At 72.0% G+C, this 25,526-nt stretch carries 27 protein-coding genes and 1 tRNA gene; 8 read left to right on the top strand and 20 right to left on the bottom strand.

What is annotated here, in order from left to right; all coding sequences use genetic code 11:
- Window positions 1-103: 103 nt before the first annotated feature.
- The 4 genes from ACWC24_RS23545 to ACWC24_RS23530 all read right to left on the bottom strand — a co-directional run bounded on the left by ACWC24_RS23545 (window position 104) and on the right by ACWC24_RS23530 (window position 4,378).
- Window positions 104-1,054, bottom strand: coding sequence for a sugar ABC transporter substrate-binding protein (locus ACWC24_RS23545; protein ID WP_450664827.1), 951 nt, complete (start codon window positions 1,052-1,054; stop codon window positions 104-106).
- A gap of 179 nt (window positions 1,055-1,233) precedes the next feature.
- Window positions 1,234-2,250 carry an ABC transporter permease gene (locus ACWC24_RS23540; RefSeq protein WP_450664826.1) on the bottom strand — a complete coding sequence of 339 codons (1,017 nt, stop codon included), beginning with the start codon at window positions 2,248-2,250 and terminating at the stop codon, window positions 1,234-1,236.
- Entirely contained in the window at window positions 2,247-3,776 is a 1,530-nt protein-coding gene (locus ACWC24_RS23535; protein WP_450664825.1) for a sugar ABC transporter ATP-binding protein, read from the bottom strand. Before ACWC24_RS23535 ends, ACWC24_RS23540 begins: the two co-directional genes overlap by 4 nt.
- Window positions 3,777-3,814: 38 nt before the next feature.
- Window positions 3,815-4,378 (bottom strand): carboxymuconolactone decarboxylase family protein, encoded by a 564-nt coding sequence (locus tag ACWC24_RS23530; RefSeq protein WP_450664887.1) that lies wholly within the window; start codon window positions 4,376-4,378, stop codon window positions 3,815-3,817.
- Between the two features lie 234 nt (window positions 4,379-4,612).
- On the opposite strand from ACWC24_RS23530, the gene ACWC24_RS23525 reads away from it, so the two are divergent.
- Window positions 4,613-5,017 (top strand): cupin domain-containing protein, encoded by a 405-nt coding sequence (locus ACWC24_RS23525; protein WP_450664824.1) that lies wholly within the window; start codon window positions 4,613-4,615, stop codon window positions 5,015-5,017.
- A gap of 98 nt (window positions 5,018-5,115) precedes the next feature.
- Here ACWC24_RS23525 and ACWC24_RS23520 read toward each other — a convergent pair whose 3' ends face one another.
- From ACWC24_RS23520 to ACWC24_RS23490, 7 genes are all read right to left on the bottom strand, one after another.
- The gene (locus ACWC24_RS23520; protein ID WP_450664823.1) at window positions 5,116-6,447 is read right to left on the bottom strand and encodes an MFS transporter; all 1,332 of its coding nucleotides are present in this window, start codon (window positions 6,445-6,447) and stop codon (window positions 5,116-5,118) included.
- 264 nt (window positions 6,448-6,711) lie between these two features.
- Complete coding sequence (locus ACWC24_RS23515; RefSeq protein WP_450664822.1) at window positions 6,712-7,662, bottom strand: catechol 2,3-dioxygenase; 951 nt, start codon at window positions 7,660-7,662, stop codon at window positions 6,712-6,714.
- The gene (locus ACWC24_RS23510; protein ID WP_450664821.1) at window positions 7,662-8,801 is read right to left on the bottom strand and encodes a 4-oxalomesaconate tautomerase; all 1,140 of its coding nucleotides are present in this window, start codon (window positions 8,799-8,801) and stop codon (window positions 7,662-7,664) included. The genes ACWC24_RS23515 and ACWC24_RS23510 overlap by 1 nt, the downstream gene beginning before the upstream one ends.
- Window positions 8,798-9,508 carry a 4-carboxy-4-hydroxy-2-oxoadipate aldolase/oxaloacetate decarboxylase gene (locus ACWC24_RS23505; protein WP_450664820.1) on the bottom strand — a complete coding sequence of 237 codons (711 nt, stop codon included), beginning with the start codon at window positions 9,506-9,508 and terminating at the stop codon, window positions 8,798-8,800. The genes ACWC24_RS23510 and ACWC24_RS23505 overlap by 4 nt, the downstream gene beginning before the upstream one ends.
- Window positions 9,505-10,257 carry a PIG-L deacetylase family protein gene (locus ACWC24_RS23500; RefSeq protein WP_450664819.1) on the bottom strand — a complete coding sequence of 251 codons (753 nt, stop codon included), beginning with the start codon at window positions 10,255-10,257 and terminating at the stop codon, window positions 9,505-9,507. Before ACWC24_RS23500 ends, ACWC24_RS23505 begins: the two co-directional genes overlap by 4 nt.
- 185 nt (window positions 10,258-10,442) lie before the next feature.
- Window positions 10,443-11,093 (bottom strand): GntR family transcriptional regulator, encoded by a 651-nt coding sequence (locus ACWC24_RS23495; protein ID WP_450664818.1) that lies wholly within the window; start codon window positions 11,091-11,093, stop codon window positions 10,443-10,445.
- A 198-nt stretch (window positions 11,094-11,291) separates the two neighbouring features.
- Window positions 11,292-11,801 (bottom strand): hypothetical protein, encoded by a 510-nt coding sequence (locus tag ACWC24_RS23490; protein ID WP_450664817.1) that lies wholly within the window; start codon window positions 11,799-11,801, stop codon window positions 11,292-11,294.
- 130 nt (window positions 11,802-11,931) lie between these two features.
- Here ACWC24_RS23490 and ACWC24_RS23485 point away from each other — a divergent pair, with 130 nt between their 5' ends.
- The 3 genes from ACWC24_RS23485 to ACWC24_RS23475 all read left to right on the top strand — a co-directional run bounded on the left by ACWC24_RS23485 (window position 11,932) and on the right by ACWC24_RS23475 (window position 14,829).
- Complete coding sequence (locus ACWC24_RS23485; RefSeq protein ID WP_450664816.1) at window positions 11,932-12,276, top strand: cupin domain-containing protein; 345 nt, start codon at window positions 11,932-11,934, stop codon at window positions 12,274-12,276.
- Between the two features lie 309 nt (window positions 12,277-12,585).
- Window positions 12,586-13,746, top strand: a complete 1,161-nt coding sequence (locus ACWC24_RS23480; protein WP_450664886.1) for a Gfo/Idh/MocA family protein — start codon at window positions 12,586-12,588, stop codon at window positions 13,744-13,746.
- A gap of 78 nt (window positions 13,747-13,824) precedes the next feature.
- Entirely contained in the window at window positions 13,825-14,829 is a 1,005-nt protein-coding gene (locus tag ACWC24_RS23475) for a Gfo/Idh/MocA family protein (RefSeq protein ID WP_450664815.1), read from the top strand.
- Window positions 14,830-14,866: 37 nt separating this feature from the next.
- On the opposite strand, the gene ACWC24_RS23470 is transcribed toward ACWC24_RS23475, so the two are convergent.
- The 7 genes from ACWC24_RS23470 to ACWC24_RS23440 form a co-directional block, all read right to left on the bottom strand.
- Window positions 14,867-15,052, bottom strand: a complete 186-nt coding sequence (locus ACWC24_RS23470) for a hypothetical protein (RefSeq protein ID WP_152891614.1) — start codon at window positions 15,050-15,052, stop codon at window positions 14,867-14,869.
- A 69-nt stretch (window positions 15,053-15,121) separates the two neighbouring features.
- Window positions 15,122-16,372 (bottom strand): serine hydrolase domain-containing protein, encoded by a 1,251-nt coding sequence (locus ACWC24_RS23465; RefSeq protein WP_450664814.1) that lies wholly within the window; start codon window positions 16,370-16,372, stop codon window positions 15,122-15,124.
- Window positions 16,373-16,571: 199 nt separating this feature from the next.
- Window positions 16,572-17,468 (bottom strand): ATP-binding cassette domain-containing protein, encoded by an 897-nt coding sequence (locus tag ACWC24_RS23460; protein WP_450664813.1) that lies wholly within the window; start codon window positions 17,466-17,468, stop codon window positions 16,572-16,574.
- 2 nt (window positions 17,469-17,470) lie between these two features.
- The gene (locus tag ACWC24_RS23455) at window positions 17,471-18,535 is read right to left on the bottom strand and encodes an ABC transporter permease (RefSeq protein WP_450664812.1); all 1,065 of its coding nucleotides are present in this window, start codon (window positions 18,533-18,535) and stop codon (window positions 17,471-17,473) included.
- Window position 18,536: 1 nt separating this feature from the next.
- Complete coding sequence (locus ACWC24_RS23450; RefSeq protein ID WP_450664885.1) at window positions 18,537-19,556, bottom strand: substrate-binding domain-containing protein; 1,020 nt, start codon at window positions 19,554-19,556, stop codon at window positions 18,537-18,539.
- A gap of 98 nt (window positions 19,557-19,654) precedes the next feature.
- A complete protein-coding gene (locus tag ACWC24_RS23445) occupies window positions 19,655-20,641 on the bottom strand; it encodes an aldo/keto reductase (protein ID WP_450664811.1) in 987 nt (328 codons plus the stop codon).
- 221 nt (window positions 20,642-20,862) lie between these two features.
- Window positions 20,863-20,936: transfer RNA gene (locus ACWC24_RS23440), tRNA-Pro, on the bottom strand.
- 100 nt (window positions 20,937-21,036) lie between these two features.
- Here ACWC24_RS23440 and ACWC24_RS23435 point away from each other — a divergent pair.
- The 3 genes from ACWC24_RS23435 (at window position 21,037) to ACWC24_RS23425 (ending at window position 23,042) form a co-directional block, all read left to right on the top strand.
- Window positions 21,037-21,555 (top strand): DUF309 domain-containing protein, encoded by a 519-nt coding sequence (locus tag ACWC24_RS23435; protein ID WP_450664810.1) that lies wholly within the window; start codon window positions 21,037-21,039, stop codon window positions 21,553-21,555.
- Between the two features lie 47 nt (window positions 21,556-21,602).
- Window positions 21,603-22,376: a precorrin-6A synthase (deacetylating) gene (gene cobF, locus ACWC24_RS23430; protein ID WP_450664809.1), complete on the top strand. Its 774-nt coding sequence runs from the start codon at window positions 21,603-21,605 to the stop codon at window positions 22,374-22,376.
- 126 nt (window positions 22,377-22,502) lie between these two features.
- Window positions 22,503-23,042: a hypothetical protein gene (locus ACWC24_RS23425; RefSeq protein WP_450664808.1), complete on the top strand. Its 540-nt coding sequence runs from the start codon at window positions 22,503-22,505 to the stop codon at window positions 23,040-23,042.
- Here the strand turns inward: ACWC24_RS23425 and ACWC24_RS23420 are convergent.
- On the bottom strand, window positions 22,954-23,730 hold the full coding sequence (locus tag ACWC24_RS23420; RefSeq protein WP_450664807.1) for a cobalt-precorrin-6A reductase: 777 nt from the start codon (window positions 23,728-23,730) through the stop codon (window positions 22,954-22,956). The two genes, ACWC24_RS23425 and ACWC24_RS23420, sit on opposite strands and share 89 nt — an antisense overlap.
- A gap of 119 nt (window positions 23,731-23,849) precedes the next feature.
- Here ACWC24_RS23420 and ACWC24_RS23415 point away from each other — a divergent pair, with 119 nt between their 5' ends.
- Window positions 23,850-24,638 carry an HAD-IIA family hydrolase gene (locus ACWC24_RS23415; protein WP_450664806.1) on the top strand — a complete coding sequence of 263 codons (789 nt, stop codon included), beginning with the start codon at window positions 23,850-23,852 and terminating at the stop codon, window positions 24,636-24,638.
- A 30-nt stretch (window positions 24,639-24,668) separates the two neighbouring features.
- On the opposite strand, the gene ACWC24_RS23410 is transcribed toward ACWC24_RS23415, so the two are convergent.
- Window positions 24,669-25,469, bottom strand: coding sequence for a sulfite exporter TauE/SafE family protein (locus ACWC24_RS23410; protein ID WP_450664805.1), 801 nt, complete (start codon window positions 25,467-25,469; stop codon window positions 24,669-24,671).
- Window positions 25,470-25,526 lie beyond the last annotated feature (57 nt).

The following is a 25,526-nucleotide window of genomic DNA, read 5'->3' as shown; positions in this document are numbered from 1 at the left end:
CGGCTCCACCAGGACATCTCGGCGACTCGACGGACGTGCGGCTCGGACATGACGAGTCGGGCACCGGTGACCGGTGGGGGCCCGGCGGCAGGTCCGGTGGGACCTACTTCGGGCAGTACTGCGGCGCCTCGCTCAGGTTGTCCTTGGTGACCAACACAAGAGGAATGTTGGCAATCTTGTCAACCTTCTTCTTGGCAAGGAGGGCGACCGAGTTCTTCACCGCGGTCTGCCCGATGGTCAGCGCGGAGTTCGCGACGGTGGCGGAGAACTGACCGCTCTTGACCGCGGCGAGCCCCTCGTCGGTGCCGTTGACGGTGACGATCTTGACGTCCTTGGCGCCCGCCGCGTCGAAGGCCTTGCGCACGGCGAAGGCCATCTCCTCGTTGGCGACGAAAGCGTAGTCGAGGTCCGGATTGGCCTGGATCATGTTCTCCGCCACGTCCTGGGCCTTTGCGGGGTTGAACATGCCGGGCTGGTTGGCGACCACCTTCGCGGTCGCCGGCAGCCCGCTCTTGAACCCGCCCACCAGCAGGTCGGAGGCGGCCCCCGGGGCGCCCGCGACGATGCCCACCTGGACGTCCTTGCCACCGGCGTCCTGGGCGATCCAGCCCGCGTCCAGGCTGCCGACCTTCTTCAGGTCCACGACGGCCGCGCCGAGGATGTCGCCGGCGTCGCTGGTGGCCACGGAGGTCAGGTAGATCGGGATGCCGGACGCCTTCGCCTTGGCTATGTCGCCCTTGAGCGCGTCGACGTTCACGGTCTGCACGATCAGCGCGCTGACGTTGCGGGAGATCATGTCCTCGATGTTGGACAGCTCGGTCCCGGCGTTCTGGTGCGAGTTGGACGTGTAGACCTTGGCGTCCTCGGTCTTCGCCGTCTGCTCGACGGCCTTCTGCAGACAGCTGTGGAAGCTGGTGTCGCCGCCGTTGACGAACCCGAGGGTGACGTCACCGGAGCTCGACGGGTCGTCGCTGTCGGCACAGGCGCTGAGCACCAGGGTGGTGCAGGCGACCGCGGCGAACAGGGCGTGGCGGGAACGGGCGGGAAGTCTCATGGTGGACCGCCTTTCGGGACGGGCTGGGGCACGAAGGACCGCGGGCGCGGCGGACTGCCGGTACGACGGGCTGCGGGCGCGACGGACCGTGAGCACGGCGGGCTGTGATCAGGACGTGCGGGAGCGAGGAGGGTGCGAGGGGGTGAAGAGGGTGCGGGGGGAGAGGGTGCGGGGGGTGCTCAGTGCCGCGCGGAGCGGGCCTTGTGCATCTCGTTGGCGACGGCCGCGACGAGCAGCACCGCGCCGACGGAGACCGGCTGGTAGTTGCTGGAGAAGTCCAGGAGGTTGAGGGCGTTGGCGACCACGCCGAGGAGCACCAGGCCCAGGGCGGTGCCGGTCACGGTGCCGTAGCCGCCCGCGAGCGAGGTGCCGCCGATGACGACCGCGGCGACGACGGCGAGTTGCAGCGAGAGGCCGGCGGTGCCGCCGGGGCTGCTGGAGCCCAGCCGGGACAGCAGCATCAGGCCCGCCAGCCCGGAGAGGGCGCCGGTGGTGCCGTAGAGCACGAGCTTGCGCGCCGTGACGTTGATGCCGCTGAGGCGGGCGACGTGCTCGTTGCCGCCGATGGCGAAGGCGTCCCGGCCGAACACGGTGAACCTCATGACCAGGGCGGTGGCCGCCAGCACCAGGACCGCCACGACCAGCAGATACGGGACGCCGAGCACCTTGTTGTTCCCGAGCGCGAACATCCGGGTGCCGATGGAGATGGTGTTGCCGTCGTGCACGAGGAGGGCGACACCGTCTAGCAGGGTGGCCGAGGCCAGGGTCGCGACGAAGGGCGCCACCCTGGTGAACGTCACGACCAGCCCGTTGACCAGGCCGATGGCCGTGCCCAGCAGCAGCGCGACGGCCACCGCGTAACCGGTGGGCTGTCCGCTCGCCAGCAGCTTGGCCGCGACGGCGGCGGTGACCGCGACGTTGCTGCCCATGGAGAAGTCCATGCCGCCCGCGGTCATCAGCAGCGTGAGACCGGCGGCGAGCACGGCGTTGACGCTCACCTGGCTCAGGATGTTGACGATGTTGCGGTCGGTGGCGAAGGTGTCGGTCCGCAGCGCGGTGAAGGCGACCACGATCACCAGGACCGCGAGGAGACCGGCGTGCGGCACGCCGCGCAGGGCGCCGGGCGAGAACCGGGAGCGGCGCCGGGCGGGCGGCTCGGAGACGCCGGGGGCGTCGGCAAGGGTCTTGACGCTCACTGCGGTTGACCTCCGAGAGCGGTGGCGACGAGCTCGTCGCGCGTGATGGCGGTGATGTCGTGCACGGCGACCGTGCGGCCGGCGCTGACCACGACGACCCGGTCGGCCAGCCGCATGACCTCCTCGGCGGAGGAGGAGGCGAGCAGTACGGCCACTCCGCGCGCGGCGAGGTCGTCGACGAGGGTGTGGATGTCGGCCATGGCCGCGATGTCCACGCCGTTGGTTGGGTCTTCGAGGAAGCAGGCGGCCGGTCCGGTCTCCAGCCACTTGCCCAGCAGGACCTTCTGCTGGTTGCCGCCGGACAGCGCGCTCACCGGAGGGTTCCCGGAGAGGGAGACCACCCCGTAGGCGCGGCGCACCGGTTCGGCCCGGCGGGCGAGCCGGTCCCGGCGGTGCAGCCGGCGGCGGGTGAAGCGGTCGTCGGCGAGCATCAGGTTCTCGTCCAGGGACAGGTCCGGTACGAGTCCCAGGGTGCGGCGGTCGCCCGTGACGCAGCGCAGGCCGCTGCGGAGGGAGGCCGGGATGCTGCCGACGGCCACCGGGCGGCCGTCCACGTGCAGTTCGCCGCGGTCGGGCCGCTGCCGTCCCGACAGCAGGTCGAACAGCCTCGACTGCGCGTCGCCGGCCGGTCCGAGGACGGCGACGACCTCGCCCCTGCGCACCTCGACGGAGAAGTCCCTGATCGCCCGACCCTGACTCAACGAACGTATGTCCAGGCCGAGTTCGTCCTTCGGCGCGGGGCGTTCGGGGCGCCGTGAGACGACGTCCCGGCCGACCATGGCGCGGACCAGTCCGGCGGGGTCCAGGTCCGCGGCCGGCCCGGTGCGCACCACCGATCCGTCCCGCAGGACGGTCACGCGGTCGGCGACGGCCATCACCTCGTCGATGTAGTGCGAGATGTAGACGACGGCGACGCCGTCGTCGCGCAGCCGGCGCACCAGGGCGCGGATCCGGTCGGCGTCCTTGGCGCTCAGACAGGCGGTCGGTTCGTCGAGGACGAGGACGCGGCCGCCGCGGCGGACCTCGCGGGCCACCTCGACCATGGTCTGCTCGGCGACGGTGAGCGAGCCCGCGGTCCGCGCCACGTCGATGTCGATGCCGAGCGAGCGCAGCGCCTCGCGGGCCTGCTGCCGTACGGCCTTCCAGCGCACCGCGGCGGCCCGGGTGGGCAGGTCGCCGAGCAGGACGTTCTCGGCGACCGTGAGGCCCATGGCCAGTTCGCGGCGCTGCGGCACCGAGGCGATGCCGAGCCGGCGGGCCCTGCGCACGGTCAGCCCGGGGTGCGCGTGACCGTCGACCTCCACGGTGCCGCCGTCGGGCTGGTGCACCCCGGACAGCACCTGCACTAGGGTCGACTTGCCGGCGCCGTTCATGCCCATCAGGGCGTGGATCTCGCCCGGGTACAGGTCGAGGTCGACCCCTTTGAGCGCCGCCGCCCCGCCGAAGCTCTTGCGGACGCCCCGGATCCGCAGGACGGCCGTGGCGGCCGTACCGGCACCGCTGTCGGTGCTCTTGCTCGCGGTCACGGCAGTACCTCCCTGCGTACGCGGGCGGGTCGGGGAACTCACGGCTGCGGCCGTTCGGCCGCGGCGAGGAGGCGTCCGTAGCCGCGGATGTCGGGGAACGGGGGTTCCTTGTCGGCCTGGAGGTCGACCTGGAAGGTGTTCAGACACATGCCGAGCATGGTGAAGTTGCCGAGCGCGCCGATGGTGTCGACCAGGCCTTTGGAGCCGAAGTGCGCGAGGGCGCGGGCGAACGTCTCGTCGGTGACGAAATGCTCGTCGAGGATCTCCCGGCAGAACTGGTAGAAAACCTGGTCCACTTCGTTGTCGAAGACCGCTTCGCGCTTTTCGGCGATGGCCTCCACGGCGGTCCGCGGAATGCCGGCCTCGATCGCCTGGTGCACGTGCGCGTTCCACGAGTACTGCGCGTCCCAGTTGCGGGCCGCCATCAGCAGCGTGAGTTCCCGCAGATGCTTGGGAAGACTGCAGTCGAACCGGGCGAACGCGCCGAGCGACTCGGCCCGTTCGCACATCTCCGGGCTGTGCAGCCAGACCCGGAAGGGGCCGCGGACGGCACCGCGGCGGCCGGCGATACGGGCCGCCAGTTCCTGCTGCCGCGGGTCCATTTCCTCTTCGTCGAGAACGGGGAGCCTCATCTGGCCGTTACCTGCCTTTTCTTTCCGGCGCGTTTCACTCACGGGTCGAGAAGCCGTGCGGTGACAGGTGACGGTACAGCCGGGTCCGGGATGCTCACCCTCCTCGGAATGCAAGGTAAACCTGCACGCCGGAGGGCACTTGTCGACGCCCCGGCGACCTAACGTCGTTCCTCGCATCACGTCGGAAGTGGAAGGGAACCCCGGATGACCACGATCATCAAGGTCGCGTCAGTGCCGCTGCTGGACAGGGGCGGTTCGGTCGTGACGACGCCGCTGATCACGACCCCGTCGGCGGGCGGGGAGAACCGCATCACCAGCGGGATGAGCGTCTATCCGGTGGGCTCCGGCGCGCCGCTGCACTCGCACAACTGCGACGAGCACGTGACGGTCCTCGACGGCGAGGCGGAGGTGTGGGTCGACGGCGAGGTCACCAGGCTGGAGCGGTACGACACGACGTACATCCCCTCCCCGGTCCCCCACCTCTTCCGCAACGTCGGCGACCGTCCGCTGCGCATCCTGTGGGTGTACTCCTCAGGCCACGTCACGCGGACGTTCACGGAGACGGGCACGACGGTGGAACACCTCTCGGCCGCGGACCAGATGGGCTGATCCCGGCCCGGCACCCCCCCAAAGGCGCGACGCCGGCCCCCGCGTGGTTGCGGGGGCCGGCGTCCCTCATGGTCCCCCGGGTCCGGGTGGGGTCGCGGTCAGTGGGCGGCGACCAGTTCCTGTTCCGCGCTGTCCGTGCCCGCGGCCCTGGTGCTGCGCAGGGCGGCGATCCCGATGAAGACCATCGAGGACAGGCCTGCCAGGGCGAAGGCGGTGAAGCCCCAGTCGCCGTGGTTCGCGGCGAGCAGCTGGCCGCCGAGCCACGGGCCGAAGACGGCACCGAAGCGGCCCATGCCGGAGGTCCAGCCGACGGCGGTGGCGCGGTCGCCCGGGTTGGAGCGGATCGAGACGGTCGCGTAGATCATCGTCTGGGCGCTGTTGAGGAAGACGCCGGTGAGGAAGACGACCACCATGGTCACGCCCATCGGCATGTGGACGCTGAGCAGGAAGACTCCGGCGGCGGTCAGCGCGAACCAGAGCGCGGAGACCCGCGGGGCGCCGAAGCGGTCGGCGGCCCGGCCGGCCAGCAGCATGCCCACGATGCCGCCGAGGTTGAAGACGACCACGAAGGTCAGGGCGGAGCCGAGCTCGTAGCCCTCGGCGCGCATCAGGGTGGGCAGCCAGGTGGCGACGCCGTAGACCAGCAGCAGACCGCCGAAGGAGGCCAGCCAGTACAGCAGGGTCTGCGTCCACTCGCCCCCGCGGAAGAGGTTGACCAGCGCGTTCCAGCGGTCGGCCGCGCCCTGGCGGACGGACGACTTGGTCGCGGGCAGCTCCACGTCGTAGCGGTCGGCCAGCGCGCGGGCCTCCTCGGTGCGGCCCTTGGCGACCAGGAAGCTCAGCGACTCGGGCAGGAACTTGGCCAGCACCGGGGCGAAGAGCAGCGGGGTGACACAGACCCAGAACGCGGACTGCCAGCCGACCGGCTCCACCAGCCACTTGGCCACGTAGGCGGAGAGGATGCCGCCGGCGTGGTGGGCGGTCATCAGCAGGCCGATGACGATGGCGCCGCGGCCGCGGGGGGCGTAGTCGGAGACCATGCTGATCGCGGTGGGCAGCAGGCCGCCGAGGCCGATGCCCGCCAGGGTCCGGCCGAGGCCGAAGACCGCGAGGCTGTCCGCCAGGGCGCACACGCCGGAGGCCAGCGAGAACAGGGCCACGCAGGCGACCATGAGCTTCTTGCGGCCGATCCGGTCGGCGACGGTGCCCGCGGTGAGGGCGCCGACCAGCATGCCGAAGGTGGCGTAGCTGCCGAGGTCGCCGGCCTGGTCGGGGGTGAGGCCGAAGGTCTTCGTCGCGAGCAGGTGCGGCAGCACCGAGCCGTAGATGAACATGTCGAGGCCGTCGAAGAGGACGGCCAGCCAGCACAGACCGACGACCAGGAAGGCCAGTCTGCTGCCGCGGGCGGGCAGCGCGAGGGAGGAGGACATCTTTGTTTTCCTCTCGTCCAGGAGGCGTTCCCTGGAGGAACTCGATGAGGGTCCCCCTGCTCGGGCGGGACCGAGGACTCGGGGGAGGGTCGTCGCGGCTCGTGCGGCCGACCCGGTGTGCGCTAGACGCTAAGGATCTCCCCCAGGAGTGTCAACGCTTTTGTCAACAATCTCATCAACGATCTGGTGGAGGGGCCTCGTCGTCGTATGCGCGCGGGGGTGGGCGCGCACCTCGGTGCGCGCCCACCCCCGCGGAAGTCCCCGTTACGCGACCGGCGGTGTGCCGTGCGTGTGGAAGGACTGGATCGTCTTGAGGCCCCAGGCCTGCCCCTTGGCGCGCTCCGCCTCGGTCCAGGTGATCAGCGGCCAGTCGGGGGCCAGCACCAGCCGCGTGAGCGGGTTGCACAGCTCGATCCGGTTGCCGCCCGGCTCGTAGACGTACAGGAAGAACGTCTGCTGGATGGCGTGCTTGTGCGGACCGGTCTCGATGAACACACCGCTGTCGATGGCGAGATCGGCGGCGCGCAGGACGTCCTCGCGGGTGTCGGTCGCGAAGGCGATGTGGTGCAGCCGGCCGGCCGAGCCGGTCCAGTCCGAGGTGTAGACGACGTCGTACGACTTGTCGGTGAAGGTCAGCCAGCGGGCGGCGATCTTCCCGGTGTCGAGGCGGATCTGCTCGGTGGGCCGGGCGCCCAGCACGTTCTGCTGGAACTCGGCGTTGGCGAGCACGTCGGCGGCCAGGAAGTTGATGTGGTCCAGGCGCCGCACGCCCACGCCCCGGTTCGGCTTGGCCTGCGGCTGGTTCTTCAGGGCCGGCTTCAGCTCGTCGGGGGCCCGGTAGTACTCGCTCTCCCAGTACAGGGCGTGCTCGTGGCCGTCCGGGTCGGTGGTGACGTACAGCTTGCCCAGGCCCGGTTCGTCCTCGGCCCAGTGGCCGGTGCCGCCCGCCGCCTCGATCGCCTCGATCCGGCGGTGCAGGGCCTCCTCGCTGGAGGTGCGCAGGGCGAGCCGGCCGAGGCCGGGCTGTTCCCGGGCGGTGAGCACCAGGCTGTGGTGCTCGTAGTCGTCGAAGGTGCGCAGATATACGGTGTCGCCCTGCTGCCCGTTGACGGTGAGGCCCAGGTAGTCGGTGAAGAAGGCGACGCTGGCGTCCAGGTCCGGGGTGAAGAGCTGGGCGTGGCCGATGTGGGCGATGTCGCCGAGCGGCGGAGTCATCACTGACCTCCTCGGGATGGTGCGGATGCGGGCGCGGCACACGGTGCCGGGGACCGGAACGGTCCCGTCTCGGCGGACCTGGGGAACACGGTGCCGTCGAAGATCTTGCGAGCCGTGCGGACGACGGCCGTGCGGCGGGCTGTGGGCAGGCCGTCGGGTCCGGCCCCGAGGCTACTTTCGATGTCCAGGAACCCGGTGGGATGTTCTATGCGAACTCGGTCACCCCGGGCCGGGAGCCGGGCGAGCCCGGCGCCCACGCCCCCTTCGATCCGAAGGCCCGCGGCGACGCTCGCGGCCCCGAGCACCCCGATCGACGGATGGCAGCGCACCGGAATGAAGGTCCGGGTGGTGATCGCACCGCCGTCACGCGGTGCGGCGAGCAGAGTGAGCTTGGGCACGGTGGTGTCCGAGACGTCGCCCAGCCCCATCAGCCGGCCCGCCGCCAGGCGGATCTCCCGCAGCCGGTCGGCCAGCGCGAGGTCCTCCTCCAGGTCCTTGGGGCTCTCGTAGCCGGTGACCTTGAGGTCGGCGGCGGCCATGAGCACGGTCGGCATGCCGTTGTCCACACAGGTCACCGGTATGCCGTCGATGATGTCCCGGACGTTGCCGGTGGGCAGCAGCGGGCCCTCCCCCGGCGGGAACTCGATCGTCACCGCCGCAGCCGTACCGGGCACCCCGGAAATCTCTGTGACCCCAGCGTAGGAAAGGCGGCCGCCAGGCGTCGGGAAGGTCGCGGTGGCGAGGTCGCCGCTGTTGACCATCCGGATGCGTACGGCGGTGCGCTCCGGCCCCGCCGGGACCAGCCCGCGTTCCACCGCGAACGGGCCGACCCCGGCCAGGATGTTCCCGCAGTTCTGACGGTCGCTCACCTCCGGCCGGTCGACGGCCACTTGAAGAAACAGGTAGTCGACGTCGGCCCGCGGGTCGGCGGACGGCGAGATCACGCCCACCTTGCTGGTGAGCGGGTGCGCCCCGCCCAGGCCGTCGATCTGCCGCTCGTCCGGGCTGCCCATGACGCGCAGCAGCAGCGCGTTGCGGGCGGCCGGTTCGGCGGGCAGGTCGGCGGCCAGGAAGTAGGCGCCCTTGGAGGTGCCGCCCCGCATCAGCAGGCAGGGCACCTCCTCGGACCCGCCGGTCACGATCCGGCTCCCTCGCCGGTGTACTCCTCGTAGCTGCGGTACTCGACGCCGAGGCGCACCAGGGTCTCGCGCAACCTGTAGCGGTCCAGGCCGAGTTCGCCGTCGAGGAAGGCGGCCCGGGTCCTGGCCTCCTTGGCCTCGCGGGCCTCGGACGCCTCGACCGTGGCGCGGGCGCGTTCGCGGGGGACGACCACCACGCCGTCGTCGTCGGCGAGGATCACGTCACCGGGGCGCACGACCTGGCCGTCGATGGCGATCGGCACGTTGACCGAGCCGCCGGTGGCCTTGACCGTGCCCTGCGAGGAGACCGCCCGCGCCCAGGCCGCGAAGCCCATGTCGCGCAGTTCCTGGGTGTCGCGGATGCCGGCGTTGGTGACCACGCCCCGCACGCCGCGCCGCTGGAGCGCGGTGGCGAACAGCTCGCCGAACATGCCGTCGGTGGACGGCGAGGTGGTGGTCACCACCAGGATGTCGCCCTCGCCGCACTGCTCGACGGCCGCGTGGATCATGAGGTTGTCGCCGGGCCAGCTGAGCACGGTGACCGCGGTGCCCGCGACCCGTACGCCCTGCTGGACGGGACGGATGTCCGGGCCGAGCAGGCCGGTACGGCCCATCGCCTCGCTGACGGTGGCCACGCCGAAGCCGGCCAGCGCGTCGACGTCCTTGGCGTCCGCCTTCGGCGGGCCGGTGACGATCACGCCGCTCATGCCAGCTCCTTCGCGATCTCCGGGTACGGACGCATGTAGGCCTCGGCCATGGTCTTGTGCGCCAGGCCCAGGTTGGGGCCCGCGTTGCGCTTGAGCTGGACGCCGCGGCGGACGGCGAGGTCGGTGTAGTAGTCCCACAGGTGCTGCTGGGCGCCCAGGCACTCCATGGCCTTGCGCTTGGTGTCCCACACCTCGGTGATGTCGAGCAGCACCTCGGGCTTGAAGCCGCTCATCTCGGGCTGGTGCGGCTCGAAGAAGAAGACCGGCGGGGCGCCGATGATCTCGCCGGGGCCGGGGTAGCCGATGGCCTGGGCGAGCACGCGGGCCTCCAGCGCCATGCGGTTCGCGGCCGGGTGGTCGCCGTTGTAGGGGTCCTCGACCGGGTGGGTGAGGACGACGTCCGGCTGGGTCTCGCGGTAGACCTCGACGAGCTTGTCGGTCAGCTCGGCGGTGGCGACCAGGGGGTAGTCGCCGGCGTCGAAGAAGCGGACCTCGGCACCGAGGGCGGCGGCGGCGCGCTCGGCCTCGTCGCGGCGTATCGCCTTGATCTCGTCGAGCGTCCTGCCCTCGCGCCACGCCTTCGCGGACTCCCCGCGCTCCCCGAAGGTCAGGCACGCGATGGTGACCTTCTCTCCCCTGGAGGCGGCCAGGGCGATGGCTCCGCCCGCACGCCAGACGAAGTCCCCGGCGTGCGCGGTGATGACGAGGGTCGAGCGTGGTGGGCCGGCGGGCGCGTTGCCATGCGTCATTGCTGGGATCTCTCCTTCTTACGGGCTCGGTCGGCCGCCGGGCGCTGTCGCCTGTGCCGACGGGGCGGGCGCGCTCGGCCCTTCGGGCCTGCGCGCGCACCCTTCCGACACAGGCACGCCCTCTCGGCTCACCGGCCTTGATGGACAGGTACGCGCCCGTCCCGCGTGTGCCGGTCGGCTGCGCTTCAGTCGCGCAACGCCGCGATCACGCTGTCGAGATGGGCGCGGACGGCCGCTTCGGCCGCCTGCGGGTCCCTGGCCCGGATCGCTTCGATCATGGCCAGGTGCTCGTTCAGGGATTGCTGCGGTCGTCCGGGACGCAGCGCCAACTGGAAGCGGTGTCGCACCAGTTGGGCGTTGAGCCGTTCCAGCAGTTCCTGGGCGGTCCGCTGGTCGGAGAACTCCCGGATCCGGACGTGCAGTTCGTGGTTGAGGTCGGAGTAGGTCACCGGCTCGCCGTCGGCCACGGCCTTGGTCATGGCCGTGCCGAGGTCGGTCAGTTCGCTCAGCTGATCGTCGCTGGCCGCGACGGCCGCCTTCGCCGCGCACAGCCCTTCGAGGACCATGCGGCACTCCGTGATGGCGACCGCTTCGTCCACGGTCACCACCCGCACCCGCGAACCGCGGTTGCGGATGCGCTCGACGAGTCCCTGGGACTCCAGGTCGATGAGCGCGGCCCGGATGCTGGCCCGTGTCACACCGAACTGCTCGGCGAGCTCGTTCTCCACCAACCGCTGCGCCGGTGCCATGTCGCCGTGCAGGATCGCCTGCCGCAGCCGCGTCAATGCGTGCTGCTTGGCCTGCTCCCCGGTGCTCGGACGGGCTTCTGTCGGCATGTGCCCTCCCTGAGTGAGTGCCTGTCGAACCTAAATCTAGCCAAACAAGATTGTCAACAATTTTGTCTGCTGTATTGCGCGCATGATCGGCCCCAGGGGCGCGTGATTCGTCGGCGCCGCGGTCCCGGGGCGGTGCCGGGTGCTCCTTCCGCGCCGTCCCCGACCGGCCCACCGACCGGCCGGGCGCGGGTCCGGTCCCTACTTGATGAGGGCGTTCGCGACCACGACGGCCAGTCCGAGCAGCGCGTCCCCCAGCCCGACCAGCACGCACTTGGTCCAGGACCGCCGCAGGCGCCGCGAGGTGACCAGGCCCAGCGCGAACAGCAGCGCGATGTTCAGGGCGAACGCCGGGTACTCCACGCCGTTCGGCGGCAGCCTGCCCCAGCCCGCCGCGGCCAGCAGCGCCACCGTGGGCAGCACGGCGGCGACCAGCGGCCACTCGTCGGCGAGGCTGCGCAGCAGGTCCCGGCGGCGCTGGGGCCGGCGCTCGGCGACGTAGTGGGCGTAGCCGTGCGCGAACGCCGACGCGAGCGCCGTGACCAGCAGCCAGGCGGCGTCGTAGCGACGGCCCGCCTGGTCGGTGCGGCCGTACTGGGTCAGCGCCGCGACCATCGAGCTGGCCAGTACGGCGCCGTAGACACCGCCGAAGAAGACGGCCTCCAGGGTGTCGTGCCGGTGCGCGTCGGCGGTCGCCGTCGTCTCGGTCATACCTCGACGATCACGCGCGCCGGGCGCCCGCGCCAGCGCGCGCGGCCCCGACGAAGTGTCCCGCCGCACGAGCCGATACTGCACACCCTGTCGGCGGCCGTCCGGCGGCTCCGCTGGCTAGGGTCGGCCCATGATCCCCAGCTTCGTGGTCCACGTCCCCGACGCCGAGCTCGAACCCGAGCCGCTCGACCCCGCCCAGATCGTCTCCGGCAGCCCCGAGGTGACCGGGAAGGTGGTCTGGGAGTCCGACGACGGCCGGCAGCTCCGCGGGGTCTGGCAGATCACGCCCGGCGTCGTCACCGACACGGAGGCCGACGAACTGTTCGTCGTGGTCAGCGGCTCGGCGACGATCGAGGTCGAGGGCGGTCCCACGCTGCGGGTCGGACCGGGTGACCTGGCGGTGCTGCGCGAGGGCGACCGGACGACGTGGACGGTCCACGAGACCCTGCGCAAGGTGTACGCGATCAATCTGTGAGGGCCGCCGGGCACCGCGCCCGCCCGGACGGGCCCGGACAGCGCAGGACCGGGCCGGGCGGGGCGGGACAGGGCGGGATAGGGCAGGGCCGGGCAGGACAGGACAGGACAGGACAGGACAGCGTAGGACCGGACAGCGCAGGACCGGACAGGGCGGGGGCGGACAGGACCGGGCAGGGCAGGGCCGGACAGCGCAGGACCGGGCAGGGCGGGGCCGGGCAGGGTGCCGTCCAGGGTCTTTGACACCGGGGTCTCCCGCGCCCAGGGTGGGCCGGACGGATACCCGGACCGGTCCAGGAGGGCTGTCATGGTGCTGCGTACGCTCGGTGTCGCCGTCGTCGGGTTCGGCTGGATGGGCCGGGTGCACTCCCGGGCGTACGCCCGGGTCCGGCACCACTATCCGCACCTGCCCCTGGCTCCGCGGCTGGTGGCGGTCGCCGACGACGTGCCGGGCCGGGCGGAGGAGGCCGCCGGACAGTTCGGGTTCGCCACCGCCGTGCGCGACTGGCGCGAGGTGGCCGCCGACCCGCGTGTCGAGGCGGTCAGTGTCACCGCCCCGAACTTCCTGCACCGGGAGATCGGGGTCGCGATGGCCGAGGCGGGCAAGCACCTCTGGATCGAGAAGCCGGTGGGCCTGACGGCGGCGGACGCCCGCGCGGTGGCGGACGCGGTCGCCGGGGCCGGAGTGCAGGGAACGGTCGGCTTCAACTATCGCGCCGCACCGGCCGTCCAGGCCGCCCGCGAGCTGATCGCCACCGGCGGGATCGGCACCGTCACCCATGTCCGCATCCGGCTGTTCAGCGACTACGCCGCCCATCCGGAGGCCGCGCTGACCTGGCGGTACGAGCGTCGGCGGGGCGGCAGCGGAGTGCTGGGCGACCTCGCCTCGCACGGCGTGGACCTGGCCCGGTACCTGCTCGGCGACCTCGCGTCGCTGACCGCCGACACGGCCGTCTTCGTGCCGCGGCGGCCCCGCCCGTCCGGCGCGACGGCCGGGCACGAGCGGGCCCCGGGCGGGGAGTGCGGACCGGTCGAGAACGAGGACTACGTCAATTGTCTGCTCCGCTTCGCCTCCGGGGCCCGCGGTGTACTGGAGGCCTGCCGGGTGTCGGTCGGCGAGCAGAACAACTACGGCTTCGAGGTGCACGGCACCCGCGGCGCCGTCTTCTGGGACTTCCGCCGGATGAACGAGCTGGGCGTAAGCCGTGGCACGGACTACCAGGACCAGCCGGTGACCACGCGCCATGTCGGGCCGGGCGACGGCGAGTTCGGCGCGTTCCAGCCGGGCGCCGCGAACGCGATGGGCTACGACGACCTGAAGGTGATCGAGGCGTACCGCTTCCTGCGCTCGGTCGCCGAGGGCACCCCGTACGGCGCCGGCCTCGGCGACGCCGTGGCGAGCGCGGCCGCGCTGGACGCGATGGCGCGGTCCGCACGGGACGGCACCTGGGTCGACGTGGCGTCGCGGTAGGCGGGTTCGGGGTATTTGTACCGACAAGAGTGGCGGCCAGACGTCGCCCGCCCCCGCACCCAAGGAGCGTCCGTCCCCATGCGCATCGGAATCCTCGGCCTCGGCCGCATCGGCGCCTTCCACGCCGAGACCCTCTCCGCGCTCGACGCCGTTCGGTCGCTCGTCGTCGCCGACCCGTTCGCCCGGGCGGCCGAGGCGGCGGGCGAGCGGTTCGGCGCCGAGGTCGCGGACTCGCCCGAGGAGATGCTGGCCGCCGGGGTGGACGGCGTCGTGGTGGCGGCGGCGACCGACGCCCACCCGGCGCTGATCCTGGCCGCCGTGGACGCGGGTGTCCCGGTCTTCTGCGAGAAGCCCGTCGCGCGCACCATGCGCGAGGGCGTCGAGGTGATGAAGGCGGTCCGGGGCCGTGGCGTCCCGGTCCAGATCGGCTTCAACCGCCGCTTCGACGCGGGCTTCGTCGCGGCCCGCGCGGCCGTCCGGTCCGGCGAGCTGGGCAGGCTGCACACGGTCCGGTCGACCACCCTGGACCCGGCGCCGCCGCCGGCCGCGTACGTCGCCGCCTCGGGAGGCATCTTCCGCGACTGCTCCGTGCACGACTTCGACATCATCCGCTGGGTGACGGGCCGTGAGGTGACCGAGGTGTACGCGGTCGGCGGCAACCGCGGCGCCGACTTCATCCGGGAGGCCGGTGACGCCGACACCACGGGCGCGGTCCTCACCCTGGACGACGGCACGATCGCCCTGGTCTCCAACAGCCGTCACAATGCCCGTGGTTACGACGTCCGGCTGGAGCTGCACGGCTTCTCGGACTCGATCGCCGTCGGCCTCGACGACAAGCTGCCGCTGCGCTCGGTGGAACCGGGCGCGCGTTTCCCGGCCGGTGTCCCGCACGACTTCTTCATGGACCGCTTCGGCGACGCCTACCGCGCCGAACTCGCCGCGTTCACCGAGGTCGTCGCCGGCACCAGGCCGTCCCCGTGCCGGATCGCGGACGCGCTGGAGGCCGGCTGGATCGCGGAGGCATGCGCGCTGTCGCTGCGCGAGCACCGGCCGGTACGGATCGACGAGGTGCGGGCCACCTGACGGGCGGCCCGGGCTTCCCATCGCCGTCACCGTCGACTCACAGACAGTAGCGCACCAGCCACTCGTCCGGGTCGTAGGCGTTGCGTGCCGGGTCCGGCGCGGTGGCCGGCCGCTCCTCGACCGTGTCCTGCGGCCGGATCCGCTCCGGCAGGGCGCCGAACCGCGCCTGCCGCCGGGCCTCCGCGGTGTCCGGCACCGTCTCGTCGTGCTCCGTGTGCGTCAACTCGGCCTCCCCGTAGCAATGTCCGTCCACGTGTCCGGCACGCGGGCGCCTTCACCGCTTCGACGTATTTCACCGGGCCGCGGGTTCCGCCGGAAGGTTGAAGACATGGTCGGGAGAGATGATTTTTGTGATCGCCTCGCCGAGGACGGTGCTCGGCTCGGTGCCCTTGTAGTCGACATCGGTGTTGATGAGCACGACCAGCGTCGCCTGCGCCGAGGGCAGGTAGACGGTCAGCGACTCGTAGCCCGGCAGCGAGCCGTTGTGACCGATCCAGCCCTTGACGTTGAAGATGCCGAGGCCGTAGCCGACACCCGGGACCGGGGTCGCCGGAGTGGTCAGCCGCTGCTTCTGGACGGCGGGGCTGACCATGGCGCTGCCGTCCGGCAGGACCCCCGTGGCGACCGTCCGTGCCCAGATCCGCAGGTCGTCCAGTGTCGAGACCATCGCTCCCGCGGTCCAGGCCCAGGAGGTGTTCCAGCCCGCGGCGTCCTCGACCTGCCCGCTGGCGGTCTGGTTCGTGTAGCCCTGCGCGTGCGGCTCCGGGAACTCGGCCCCGGTCGGGAGGAGACTGTGGTCCATCCCGGCCGGCTTCAGGATGTGGTCGTGGATGTAGTCCTCGACGTTCTGCCCGGAGAGCTTCTCGACGACCAGGCCGAGCAGGATCAGATTGGTGTTGGAGTAGTCGAACTTCTGGCCCGGCTGGAACAGCACCGGATGCTTGAACGCGTAGTCGAGGAGCTGCTGAGGCGTGAAGGAGCGCTGCGGGTCGGACGTGAGGGCCTTGAAGAAGCCGTCGTCGTCCGTGTAGTTGAACAGGCCGCTGCGCATCCCGGCCAGCTGGCGCAGGGTGATCCGGTCCCCGTTGGGCACACCGTCGACGTACCGGTCGATCGTGTCGTCGAGGCCGGCCTTCTTCTGGTCGACCAGTTGCAGCAGCGCCGTGACGGTGAACGTCTTGGTCTCGCTGCCGATCCGGGTGTACAGGTCCGTCGACATGGCCCGGCCGTCGCTCTTGTCGGCGACGCCGAAGGCCTTCACGTACTGCCCCTGGTCGGGTGTCCAGATGCCCACGCTCGCACCGGGGATGCCCGCCTCTCTGATCACGTGCTGCACGGTCGCGTCCAACAGCCGCTGCACGGCCGGGGTGAGGTCGCGGACGCCGCCGGCGGAGGGGGACGGCAGCCGCGGGGCGACGGCGGTGGCGCCCGGATCGGTCGGTGGCGCGGCCAGGGCCGCCCCTCCGGCGACCGGCACCATGAGCATCCCCACCGCGGTGGCGAGGACGGCTCCCCTGCGCAGTCGTGTGCACGCGTGCGTCATGGGCCAGCTCCTCCGTGCGGAGACAGAAGGAAGCGGATCCGCCCGGTCGTCGCCTCGCGCGGCGAAGGCCGGACGGCCCCGCATCCCCTCAGCATAAGAGCGGCCGTACCCCGCCGCCTGTCGACGACGGCGCGGGGCCCGTGCCACGGCCGCACGCCGTCCGGGCGGGGAACGGGCGCGGATGGCACGCGTCCCTGCTCTACGCCTCGGGCAGTTCCTCCACGTCGACTCCGTGGACCTGGGCCAGCTCGTGCCTGAGCGCGGCGAGTTCGGCCCCGCCGGCCATGTGGTCGGTGAGCTCCGCCAGGCTCACCTCGCTGCGGTCGGCGCCGAGCTCGAGGGTGCCCAGGCGCAGCACGCAGAAGTGGTCGCCGACCAGGTAGGCGTGGTGCGGGTTGTGGGTGACGAGGACGACCCCGAGGCCGCGCTCGCGGGCGGCGGCGATGTACTTGAGCACGACGCCGGACTGCTTGACGCCGAGCGCGGCCGTCGGCTCGTCCAGGATCAGCACCCGGGCGCCGAAGTGGACGGCGCGGGCGATGGCCACGCACTGGCGCTGGCCGCCGGAGAGCGTGCCGACGGGCTGCTCCAGGTCGTCCAGGACGATGCCCATGGTGCGCAGTTCCCCGTCCGCGGTCCGCTTCATCCGCTCGATGTCGAGGCGGCGCAGGGGCCAGGGACCACGCGTCATCTCCGAGCCCAGGAAGAAGTTCCGCCAGACCGGCATGAGCGGGACGGTGGCGAGGTCCTGGTAGACGGTGGCGATGCCCAGGTCGAGGGCCTCGCGCGGGGTGCTGAAGCGCACCGGCGCGCCGTCGACGAGGAGTTCGCCCTCGGTGTGCCGGTGCAGCCCCGAGATGATCTTGATGAGGGTGGACTTGCCCGCGCCGTTGTCGCCCAGGACGCAGGTCACTCGGCCGGGGCGGACCGCCAGGTCGACTCCGTGCAGGGCGCGGATGTTGCCGTAGGACTTGCCCGCGCCCCGGAGTTCGACGACGGGCGCGACCTGCGCGGGCGCGGTGTCCTCGCGGACGCCGCCGTGCGGACCGTTGTCATGCGGGCCGCTGCCGTGCGGGCCGCTGCCGTTGGTAGTCATGTTCACCTCCGGGTCGCCGTACGGCGGACCCACAGATTGACGAGGGCCGCGACCAGGAGCATCACGCCGAGGAACGCCTTGAACCAGTCGGGATTCCAGTTGGCGTAGACGATGCCCTGGTTGACCATGCCGAAGATGAAGGCGCCGATGACCGGGCCGATCGCCGAACCGTAGCCGCCGGTCAGCAGGCAGCCGCCGATGACCGCGGCGATGATGTACAGGAACTCGTTGCCGACACCCTCGCCCGACTGCACCGTGTCGAACGAGAACAACAGGTGCATACCGACGAACCAGGCGCCGGCCCCCACCCCCATGAAGAGGACGACCTTGGTGCGGCCGACGGGCACGCCGACCGCGCGGGCGCTGTCCTGGTCGCCGCCGACCGCGAAGATCCAGTTGCCGAACCGGGTGCGCAGCAGCAGCCAGGTGGCGGCCGCGGCGAGCACCAGCCAGTAGACGATGGTGATCTTGAAGCCCACTCCCCCGACGGTGAACTCGGAGGCGAAGACCTTCCTGGCCTGGTCGAAGCCGTCCATGTCGGCGATCGAGTCGCTGGCGACGTTGCCGGTGAAGATCTTGGTGACGGCGAGGTTGGAGCCCTGGAGGACCAGGAAGGAGCCCAGGGTCACCAGGAAGCTGGGCAGCCCTGTCCTGATCAGCAGCCAGCCGTTGAAGGCGCCGACGGCCAGGGAGACGACCAGGGCCACGGCCACACCGGTCCACACGTTCACCGTGAGCTGGAAGCTCAGGACGGCGGCGGTCAGCGCCGAGGTGGTGACCGCGACACCGGCGGACAGGTCGAACTCGCCGCCGATCATCAGCAGGGCCACCGGCAGCGTCATGATGCCCATGACGGACGCCTGGTAGAGGACCGTGGACAGGGCGCCCGTGGTGCGGAACGAAGGGGCGACGGCGAAGAAGAAGACGTAGACGCCGATCGCCGCGATCAGCGCGCCCACCTCAGGGCGGGCCATCAGTCTGCGCACCGGGGAACGCCGGGTGCCGCGGCCGTCCGTGCGGCCGGCCGGCGGCGAGGCGCTCGCCGCCGGTGCCGTTGCTCGGGTCATCTCAGCGGGTGCCCTTCGCGGCGAACGCGGCCACCTTGTCGACGTTGGACTTGTCGACGAACGCCGGACCGGTCAGCACCGGTTGCTCCCCGCCGCCGCTGTAGTTCCCGTTGTTCTTGTAGAGCCACAGGGAGTCCACCGCCAAGTAGCCCTGGAGGTAGGGCTGCTGGTCGACGGCGAACTGGATGTCGCCCTTGGAGATGGCACTGGTGAGCTGCTTGTTGAGGTCGAAGGTGGCGATCTTCGCCTTGCTGCCCGCGTCCGCGACCGACTGCACCGCGGTCAGCGCGTACGGCGCGCCGAGGGCGACGACGTAGTCGATCGCGCCGTCCTGCTTCAGCTTGGCGGTGATGGTGGACTTCACGGACGGCATGTCGGTGCCGTTGACGTAGAGGGTCTGTGTGATGCCCCGGAAGGACTTCTTCAGGCCGTCACAGCGCTGGGTGAGGCCGACGTTGCCCTGTTCCTGGATCACACAGACGGCGTTCTTGGCGCCGACCTCGTTCAACTTCTTGCCGAACGCCTCGCCCGCCACGCTCTCGTCCTGCCCGAAGAACGACATCAGACCGAGGTTCTTCCAGTCGCTCAGCCCGGAGTTGAGACCCACCACGGGTATCCCGGCCGCTTGCGCCTTGCTCGCGACGGCCTTCATCGCGTCCGGCTTGGCCAGGGTGATCGCGATGCCGTCGACCTTCTGGTCGATGGCGTTCTGGACCAGGTTGGCCTGGCTGCCGGCGTTCGGGTCGGCGGAGTAGACGAGCTTGATGTTGTCCTTGTCGGCGGCGGCCTGCGCGCCCTTGTGGACGATGTCCCAGAAGGTGTCGCCGGGGGCCTGATGGGTGACCAGCGCGACGGTCATCGCGGGCGTGCCGGCCTTGCCCGCGGCCGCGCCGTCCCCGCCCTCCTCGGACTTCTTGCCGCCCGAACCGCTGGAGCAGCCCGCGAGGATCAGAGCCGCCGTGGCGGCCAGCGCCGCCACGGGGGCCCATCTGCGGGAGCGGACGTGCGAAGAGCGATCCATCATGCCTGCACCTCACTGTGCGACGGGGGGAACGCCGGGTCGGCTTCCAGACCTACCCGCTGCGGTCGGGCGTATCCCTGACGACGGCAGGCACCGGGTCAGTGGGCCCCGTCCAACCTGGCTCGCTGATGGACCGTCAACTCCAGTTCCACGGACGCGAGATTCTCCTCCAGCTGGGCCACCGAGGACGCCCCGGCCAGCGGTACGACGGGCAGCGGACCGCCCAACTGCCAGGCCAGGACGACCTGGTTGACGGTCGCCCCCGTCTCCCGGGCCACCTCGCGCAGCACGGCCAGGCGGGCCGGGGTGCCGGGGTGGTCGTAGTCCGGCGGGAGCGGCTTGTCCGTACGGGTGTAGGCGCCGCCCACGAGCGGCGAGTAGGCGACCAGGGTCAGCTCGGGCTCCGCCCGCAGATAGCCGAGCAGTTGGCCGTCCGCGTGGCCCAGACTGCCGTCCGGGAACAGTCCGCTCGGCATGTCGGTGCGCGGGCGCAGATGGCTGTGCTGGTACTGGAGCACCTCGTAGCCGGGCAGTCCCGCCGCCGCCGCGAGGGCACGGGCCCGCTCCACCCGCCAGACGGCGTGGTTGCTGACGCCGAGCAGGCCGACGGTGCCCTCGGCGACCAGGGCCGCGAAGCCCTCTACCGTCTCGTCGAGCGGGACGGTGTGGTCATCTATGTGGGCGTAGAGCAGGTCGAGCCGCTCCATGCCGAGCCGCTCGCGGCTGCGTTCGGCGGCCTCGCGGATCGCCTTGGCCGACAGGCCCTCCGGGTTGTCGAGGTAGCCGGTGCCGGGAGCCAGCGGGCGGGCACCCAGCTTGGTGGCGATGACGATCTCGTCGCCGACGCCCCGGCTGCGCCGCCAGCGGCCCAGCAACTCCTCGCTCTGGCCGCCCTGACCCCCGTCCTCCCAGAAGGCGTAGTTGTTCGACGTGTCGATGAAGTTCCCGCCCGCCTCGACATAGCGGTCGAGGACGGCGAAGGAGGTCTTCTCGTCGGTGCGCGAGCCGAACAGCATCGCACCCAGCGCGAGCACACTCACCTCGCGGCGGGTACGCGGATCGGCGCCTATCGTGCGGTACTTCATTATGATTCCTCCCGTTCGCCCACGTTCGGGGCCTGTGAAACGGGAGTCTGCAACTTGAAGAGCACTTGAAGTCAAGACCGTTTACGCGGCCCGGACGGGCAGAGGACCCGGGGCCCACGCGGCCCGGCCGCCGAAGACGCCGAAGGGAGTCAAAGAAAGCCAAAGAAAGCCAAAGAAAAAGGGCCTCCCCGGGCTTTCGCCCGTGAAGACCCTTCGCACCGTCGGGACGACAGGATTTGAACCTGCGACCCCTTGACCCCCAGTCAAGTGCGCTACCAAGCTGCGCCACGTCCCGGTGCGGTTCCCGCGGCGAACCGCGTGATCACGCGGTCCGTACTTTACCCCACCGCGGGGGCTGCGCCGAAGGGGACGCCCGGCGCGGGACAATCGGTGGCATGAGCAGCACATCGGACGCGGGCGGCGTACGTGACCGGGACGGCGAGGGGCGGGCCCGCAGTGCCCGGCCCCGGGACGGGCTCGGACGGCCGCTGCCCTACGGCGCGCCCGGCGTGGAGCGCCAGCCCGAGGGGATCGTACGCACCCCCGAGCAGACCGTCGCCGAGGCGCAGGCGCTGCTGGACGACGGAAAGCCGTTCCACGCGCACGAGGTCTTCGAGGACGCCTGGAAGTCCGGCCCCGACCGGGAGCGGTCCCTGTGGCGCGGGCTGGCCCAGCTCGCGGTGGGGCTCACGCACGCGGCCCGGGGCAACGCCACCGGCGGGGCACGGCTGCTGCGGCGCGGGGCGGGGGCCGTGGAGGAGTGGGCGGCGGGCACCGGAGCCCGGCCGTACGGGCTGGACCTCCCGGGGCTGACCGGCTGGGCGCGGGAGCTGGCGGGCGAGGTGGAGAGCGGCCGGGGCGAGGTGGACGCGCGGGAGCGGGCGCCCCGGCTGCGGGGGCGCGCCGCCGGGTGACTGGACCCGCACCGCCCGGTGTCGGTGCCGTACGGCAGACTCGGGGCGTGCGAAGGATTCATGTCATCGGTATCGGCGCGGGCGACCCCGACCAGCTGACCCTCCAGGCGGTCAGGGCGCTGCGCGGCACGGACGTCTTCTTCATCCTCGACAAGGGCGAGGTGAAGAGCGACCTGACACGGCTGCGCCGGGACATCCTCGACGCGCATCTGCCGGAGGGGTCGTACCGCCTGGTGCAGGCGCGCGACCCGGAGCGGGACCGGGCCGCGGGCGGCGGCGCGTACTCCCCGGCGGTCGGCGACTGGCGCAGCGCCCGCGCCGGCATCTACGAGCGGCTGATAGCCGAGGAACTGGGCGAGGACGACAGCGGCGCGTTCCTGGTCTGGGGCGATCCCGCGCTGTACGACAGCACGATCGGCATCCTGGAGGAGGTGCTCGGCCGGGGCGAGGTCGCCTTCGAGTACGACGTCGTGCCGGGCATCAGCAGTGTCTCGGCGCTCGTCGCCCGGCACCGCACGGGACTGAACCGGGTGGCGCGTCCGGTGCAGATCACCACGGGGCGGCGGCTGGCCGAGGGGTTCCCGCAGGACGTGGACGACGTGGTCGTGATGCTCGACGCGCACCAGACCTTCCGGCAGTACGCGGACCAGGACATGGACATCTACTGGGGCGCCTACATCGGCACCCCGGACGAGATCCTCGCCTCGGGCCCGATCGCCGAGGCCGCCCCGCGCATCGAACGGCTGCGGGCCGAGGCCCGCGAGCGCAAGGGGTGGATCATGGACACGTATCTGCTGCGCCGCAATCCCGACGCGCGGTAGGCAGCCGCCCGGTACTCGGGGCCCGGCGCCCGGGTGCCACGCACACGGGTGCTCGGCACCCGCAAGCCCTGGGCCGCGGGCCGAAATCCGGGTGCCGGGTGCGGCGGCGGTCGCCATATTCTGGGCATGTCCCCGGCCCCCGTCCGCTTCCACGATCCCGGTGTCACCGACGGCCGCTTCAGGTTGTCGGCGCTGGTGTGCTGCCCGCGCTGCGAGCGGGTCGCCCACTTCGAGCGGCTGCCGGGCGCCGCAGCGGACGGGCAGTTCCGGTGCCGTCCGCGGCAGCGGGTGGTGTGCCGGTCCTGCGGCCTGTCGCGGGTCTCGGGCCCGGGAAGCGGCTGGATCCGGCCGCCCCTGTGGCTGGAGACCACCACCCGGCACGGCACGATCTCGGCGTACAACCTCGAACAGCTCGACCTGCTCCGGCGGTTCGTGGCCGCGTCGCTGAGGGAGCGGGCGCCCTGGTACGGGGAGGCGCGGAAGACGACGTATGTGGCCCGGCTGCCCGCCTGGATCAAGAGCGCCAAGAACCGGGACGAGGTGCTGCGCGCCATCGACCGGCTGCGGGCCCCGGTGGTCAGCGCGGACCCGGGTCCGGCTGGTCGAGGCCCGACCGGTCGAGGCCCAGCCGATCGAGGACCCCGGCGACATCGGGCACCGGCGTGACGCCCTCGGGCAGCGCGGGCCGTCGTACGACCACCACCGGCAGGCCCAGTTCACGGGCGGCCGTGAGTTTGGCCGCCGTCGCCGCTCCCCCGCTGTCCTTCGTCACCAGCACGTCGATCCGGTGCGCGCGCAGCAGCCGGGACTCGTCGGCCAGGGTGAACGGTCCGCGCGCCGCGACCACCACGGTGTCCGGTGGCAGCGGCGGCTCGGGCGGTTCCACCGACCGTACGACGAAGTGGAGTTCCGTCAGTCGCGCGAAGGCCGCGAGGCCCAGCCGCCCGGTGGTCAGCAGGACCCGTCGGCCGATCCCCGGCAGCAGTGCGGCGGCCGCCTCCAGGGAGTCGACGGAGTGCCACCGGTCCCCCGGGCCGGGCCGCCAGCCCGGGCGGCGCAGCACGACCAGCGGCAGCCCGGTGGCCGCCGTGGCGCGGGCCGCGTGAGCGGTGATGCCGGCGGCGAAGGGATGCGTGGCGTCGACCACGGCGTCCACCCGGTGTTCGCGCAGCCAGTCGGCGAGCCCCTCCGCACCGCCGAACCCCCCGACCCGCACGTCCCCTTCGAGCGCCGCCGGCCGGGACACGCGTCCGGCCAGGGAGGTGGTCACCCGCACCCCGGGACGTGCCGCGAGGTCGGCGGCGAGGAGGCGGGCCTCGGTGGTACCGCCGAGGACCAGGATGTGCGCGGACATGACGACGAGCCTACGGGGCCGCCGCTCCGCCTTTCCGGCGGGCGGGTGTGCCGGTGAGCGGTCCGCCGGGTGGGTGCTGTCCGCGGGCCGGGGGCGGCCGCGGTCGCTATCGTCCCCCCATGGAGTCAGTGCGTGCCGTCCTGGTCGACATCGACGGTGTGCTCACCGTGTCGTGGCAGCCGCTGCCCGGCGCGGTCGAGGCGCTGCGCAGGATCCGCGAGGCGGGCCTCGGGGTCGTGCTGGTGACCAACACCACCTCCCGGACCCGGGCGTCCATCGCGGCCGCCCTCGGGGACGCCGGGTTCCCGGTCACCGCCGATGACGTGCTCACCGCGCCCGCCGCCACCGCCGCCCATCTCGCCGAACGGTTGCCGGGTGCCCGCTGCGCGCTGCTGAACTGCGGGGAGATCGGGGAGGACCTCACGGGCGTCACGGTGCTCGACGACGGTGACAGCGGCACGGTGCCGGACGTGGTGATCGTCGGGGGCGCGGGTCCCGGGTTCGGCTACGCCGCCCTGAACCGGGCGTTCGCCCATCTCCAGCGGGGGGCGCGGCTGGTCGCCATGCACCGCAATCTGTACTGGCGGACGGACCAGGGGCTGCAACTGGACTCCGGGGCGTTCCTGCTGGGGCTGGAGGCGGCGGCGCGGACGGAGGCCGAGGTCACCGGGAAGCCGTCGCGCGCGTTCTTCGAGGCCGCGCTGGCCCGGCTCGGCGCCGCTCCCGGCGAGGCGCTGATGGTGGGCGACGACATCGAGTCGGACGTACTGGCGGCCCAGCGCGCCGGTCTGACCGGGGTCCTGGTGCGGACCGGCAAGTACCTTCCGGAGACCCACCGGGACGCGAGCGGCACCCCGGACCATGTGATCGACTCGTTCGCGGACCTTCCCGGCCTGCTGGGGCTGTAGCCGCCGGACGGCAGGCCGGGGCAGCGCCGCCTACCGCAGCAGGAGCTGCACGCCTCCCACGACCGTCGCCGCGATCACGAGCCGTTCGAACAGTCGCTGGTTGATCTTCTGCGCGGCCCAGGTGCCGAACACCGCGCCGGGCACGACGAACACCGCGAGCGCCGCGTCGAGGAGCAGCGAGCGGCCGTCGATCAGGCCGAGGCCCACGCTGAAGGGCACCTTGCCGACGTTCACGATCAGGAAGAAGAAGGCCGAGGTGCCCAGGAAGCCGAGCTTCCGGAAGCCCGCCGACAGCAGGTACAGCGACATCACCGGGCCGCCGGCGTTGGCGACCATGGTCGTGAAGCCGCCGAGCACTCCGTAGGAGCGGGCCTTGATCCGGCCCGCCCGGCCGGTGACCGCGTCCGGTTCGCCCCCCTCGTCCGTCGAGTCCGCCGCCTCCGCCGCGTCGGACCTGCGGCGCCGCCAGACCGTCACCCCGGCCATCAGCAGCAGGATCGCGCCGATCGAGGTCCGTACCGCGCCGTCGTCGGCCCATTCCAGGAACAGGGTGCCGACGACCACGCCCGCCACCACGGCCGGGAACAGCTTCAGCAGCGTGGGCCAGTGGGCGTGCCGCCGGTAGGTGCGGACCGCGAGCAGGTCGCCCGCGATCAGGACCGGCAGCAGCACGCCGGTGGAGGCGCGGGCGGGCAGCACCGCCGCGAAGATCGCGAGGCTGACCGTGTTGGCCCCGCTGACGGCCGTCTTCGAGAAGCCGACCAGCAGCGCCGCGAAGGCGAGGGCGGCGAACTGCCAGCCGGATATGTGCCAGAGCGTCATCGTGTTCATGCGGAGGCCGATGCTATGCGCACGCAACCCGCGCCCGTAAGCACCGTCCCACCCGGC

The organism is Streptomyces sp. NPDC001443 (assembly GCF_053597355.1).
The sequence above is the reverse complement of the archived record's forward strand: the minus strand, read 5'-3'. Positions and strand labels throughout refer to the sequence as shown.

Coding starts and splice junctions, on each gene's coding strand:
- ACWC24_RS23545 (WP_450664827.1), bottom strand. CDS start 1,054: ATGAGACTTCCCGCCCGTTCCCGCCACGCCCTGTTCGCCGCGGTCGCC.
- ACWC24_RS23530 (WP_450664887.1), bottom strand. CDS start 4,378: ATGGACCCGCGGCAGCAGGAACTGGCGGCCCGTATCGCCGGCCGCCGC.
- ACWC24_RS23525 (WP_450664824.1), top strand. CDS start 4,613: ATGACCACGATCATCAAGGTCGCGTCAGTGCCGCTGCTGGACAGGGGC.
- ACWC24_RS23520 (WP_450664823.1), bottom strand. CDS start 6,447: ATGTCCTCCTCCCTCGCGCTGCCCGCCCGCGGCAGCAGACTGGCCTTC.
- ACWC24_RS23515 (WP_450664822.1), bottom strand. CDS start 7,662: ATGACTCCGCCGCTCGGCGACATCGCCCACATCGGCCACGCCCAGCTC.
- ACWC24_RS23505 (WP_450664820.1), bottom strand. CDS start 9,508: ATGAGCGGCGTGATCGTCACCGGCCCGCCGAAGGCGGACGCCAAGGAC.
- ACWC24_RS23500 (WP_450664819.1), bottom strand. CDS start 10,257: ATGACGCATGGCAACGCGCCCGCCGGCCCACCACGCTCGACCCTCGTC.
- ACWC24_RS23495 (WP_450664818.1), bottom strand. CDS start 11,093: ATGCCGACAGAAGCCCGTCCGAGCACCGGGGAGCAGGCCAAGCAGCAC.
- ACWC24_RS23490 (WP_450664817.1), bottom strand. CDS start 11,801: ATGACCGAGACGACGGCGACCGCCGACGCGCACCGGCACGACACCCTG.
- ACWC24_RS23485 (WP_450664816.1), top strand. CDS start 11,932: ATGATCCCCAGCTTCGTGGTCCACGTCCCCGACGCCGAGCTCGAACCC.
- ACWC24_RS23475 (WP_450664815.1), top strand. CDS start 13,825: ATGCGCATCGGAATCCTCGGCCTCGGCCGCATCGGCGCCTTCCACGCC.
- ACWC24_RS23465 (WP_450664814.1), bottom strand. CDS start 16,372: ATGACGCACGCGTGCACACGACTGCGCAGGGGAGCCGTCCTCGCCACC.
- ACWC24_RS23460 (WP_450664813.1), bottom strand. CDS start 17,468: ATGACTACCAACGGCAGCGGCCCGCACGGCAGCGGCCCGCATGACAAC.
- ACWC24_RS23455 (WP_450664812.1), bottom strand. CDS start 18,535: ATGACCCGAGCAACGGCACCGGCGGCGAGCGCCTCGCCGCCGGCCGGC.
- ACWC24_RS23450 (WP_450664885.1), bottom strand. CDS start 19,556: ATGGATCGCTCTTCGCACGTCCGCTCCCGCAGATGGGCCCCCGTGGCG.
- ACWC24_RS23445 (WP_450664811.1), bottom strand. CDS start 20,641: ATGAAGTACCGCACGATAGGCGCCGATCCGCGTACCCGCCGCGAGGTG.
- ACWC24_RS23435 (WP_450664810.1), top strand. CDS start 21,037: ATGAGCAGCACATCGGACGCGGGCGGCGTACGTGACCGGGACGGCGAG.
- ACWC24_RS23425 (WP_450664808.1), top strand. CDS start 22,503: ATGTCCCCGGCCCCCGTCCGCTTCCACGATCCCGGTGTCACCGACGGC.
- ACWC24_RS23420 (WP_450664807.1), bottom strand. CDS start 23,730: ATGTCCGCGCACATCCTGGTCCTCGGCGGTACCACCGAGGCCCGCCTC.
- ACWC24_RS23415 (WP_450664806.1), top strand. CDS start 23,850: ATGGAGTCAGTGCGTGCCGTCCTGGTCGACATCGACGGTGTGCTCACC.
- ACWC24_RS23410 (WP_450664805.1), bottom strand. CDS start 25,469: ATGAACACGATGACGCTCTGGCACATATCCGGCTGGCAGTTCGCCGCC.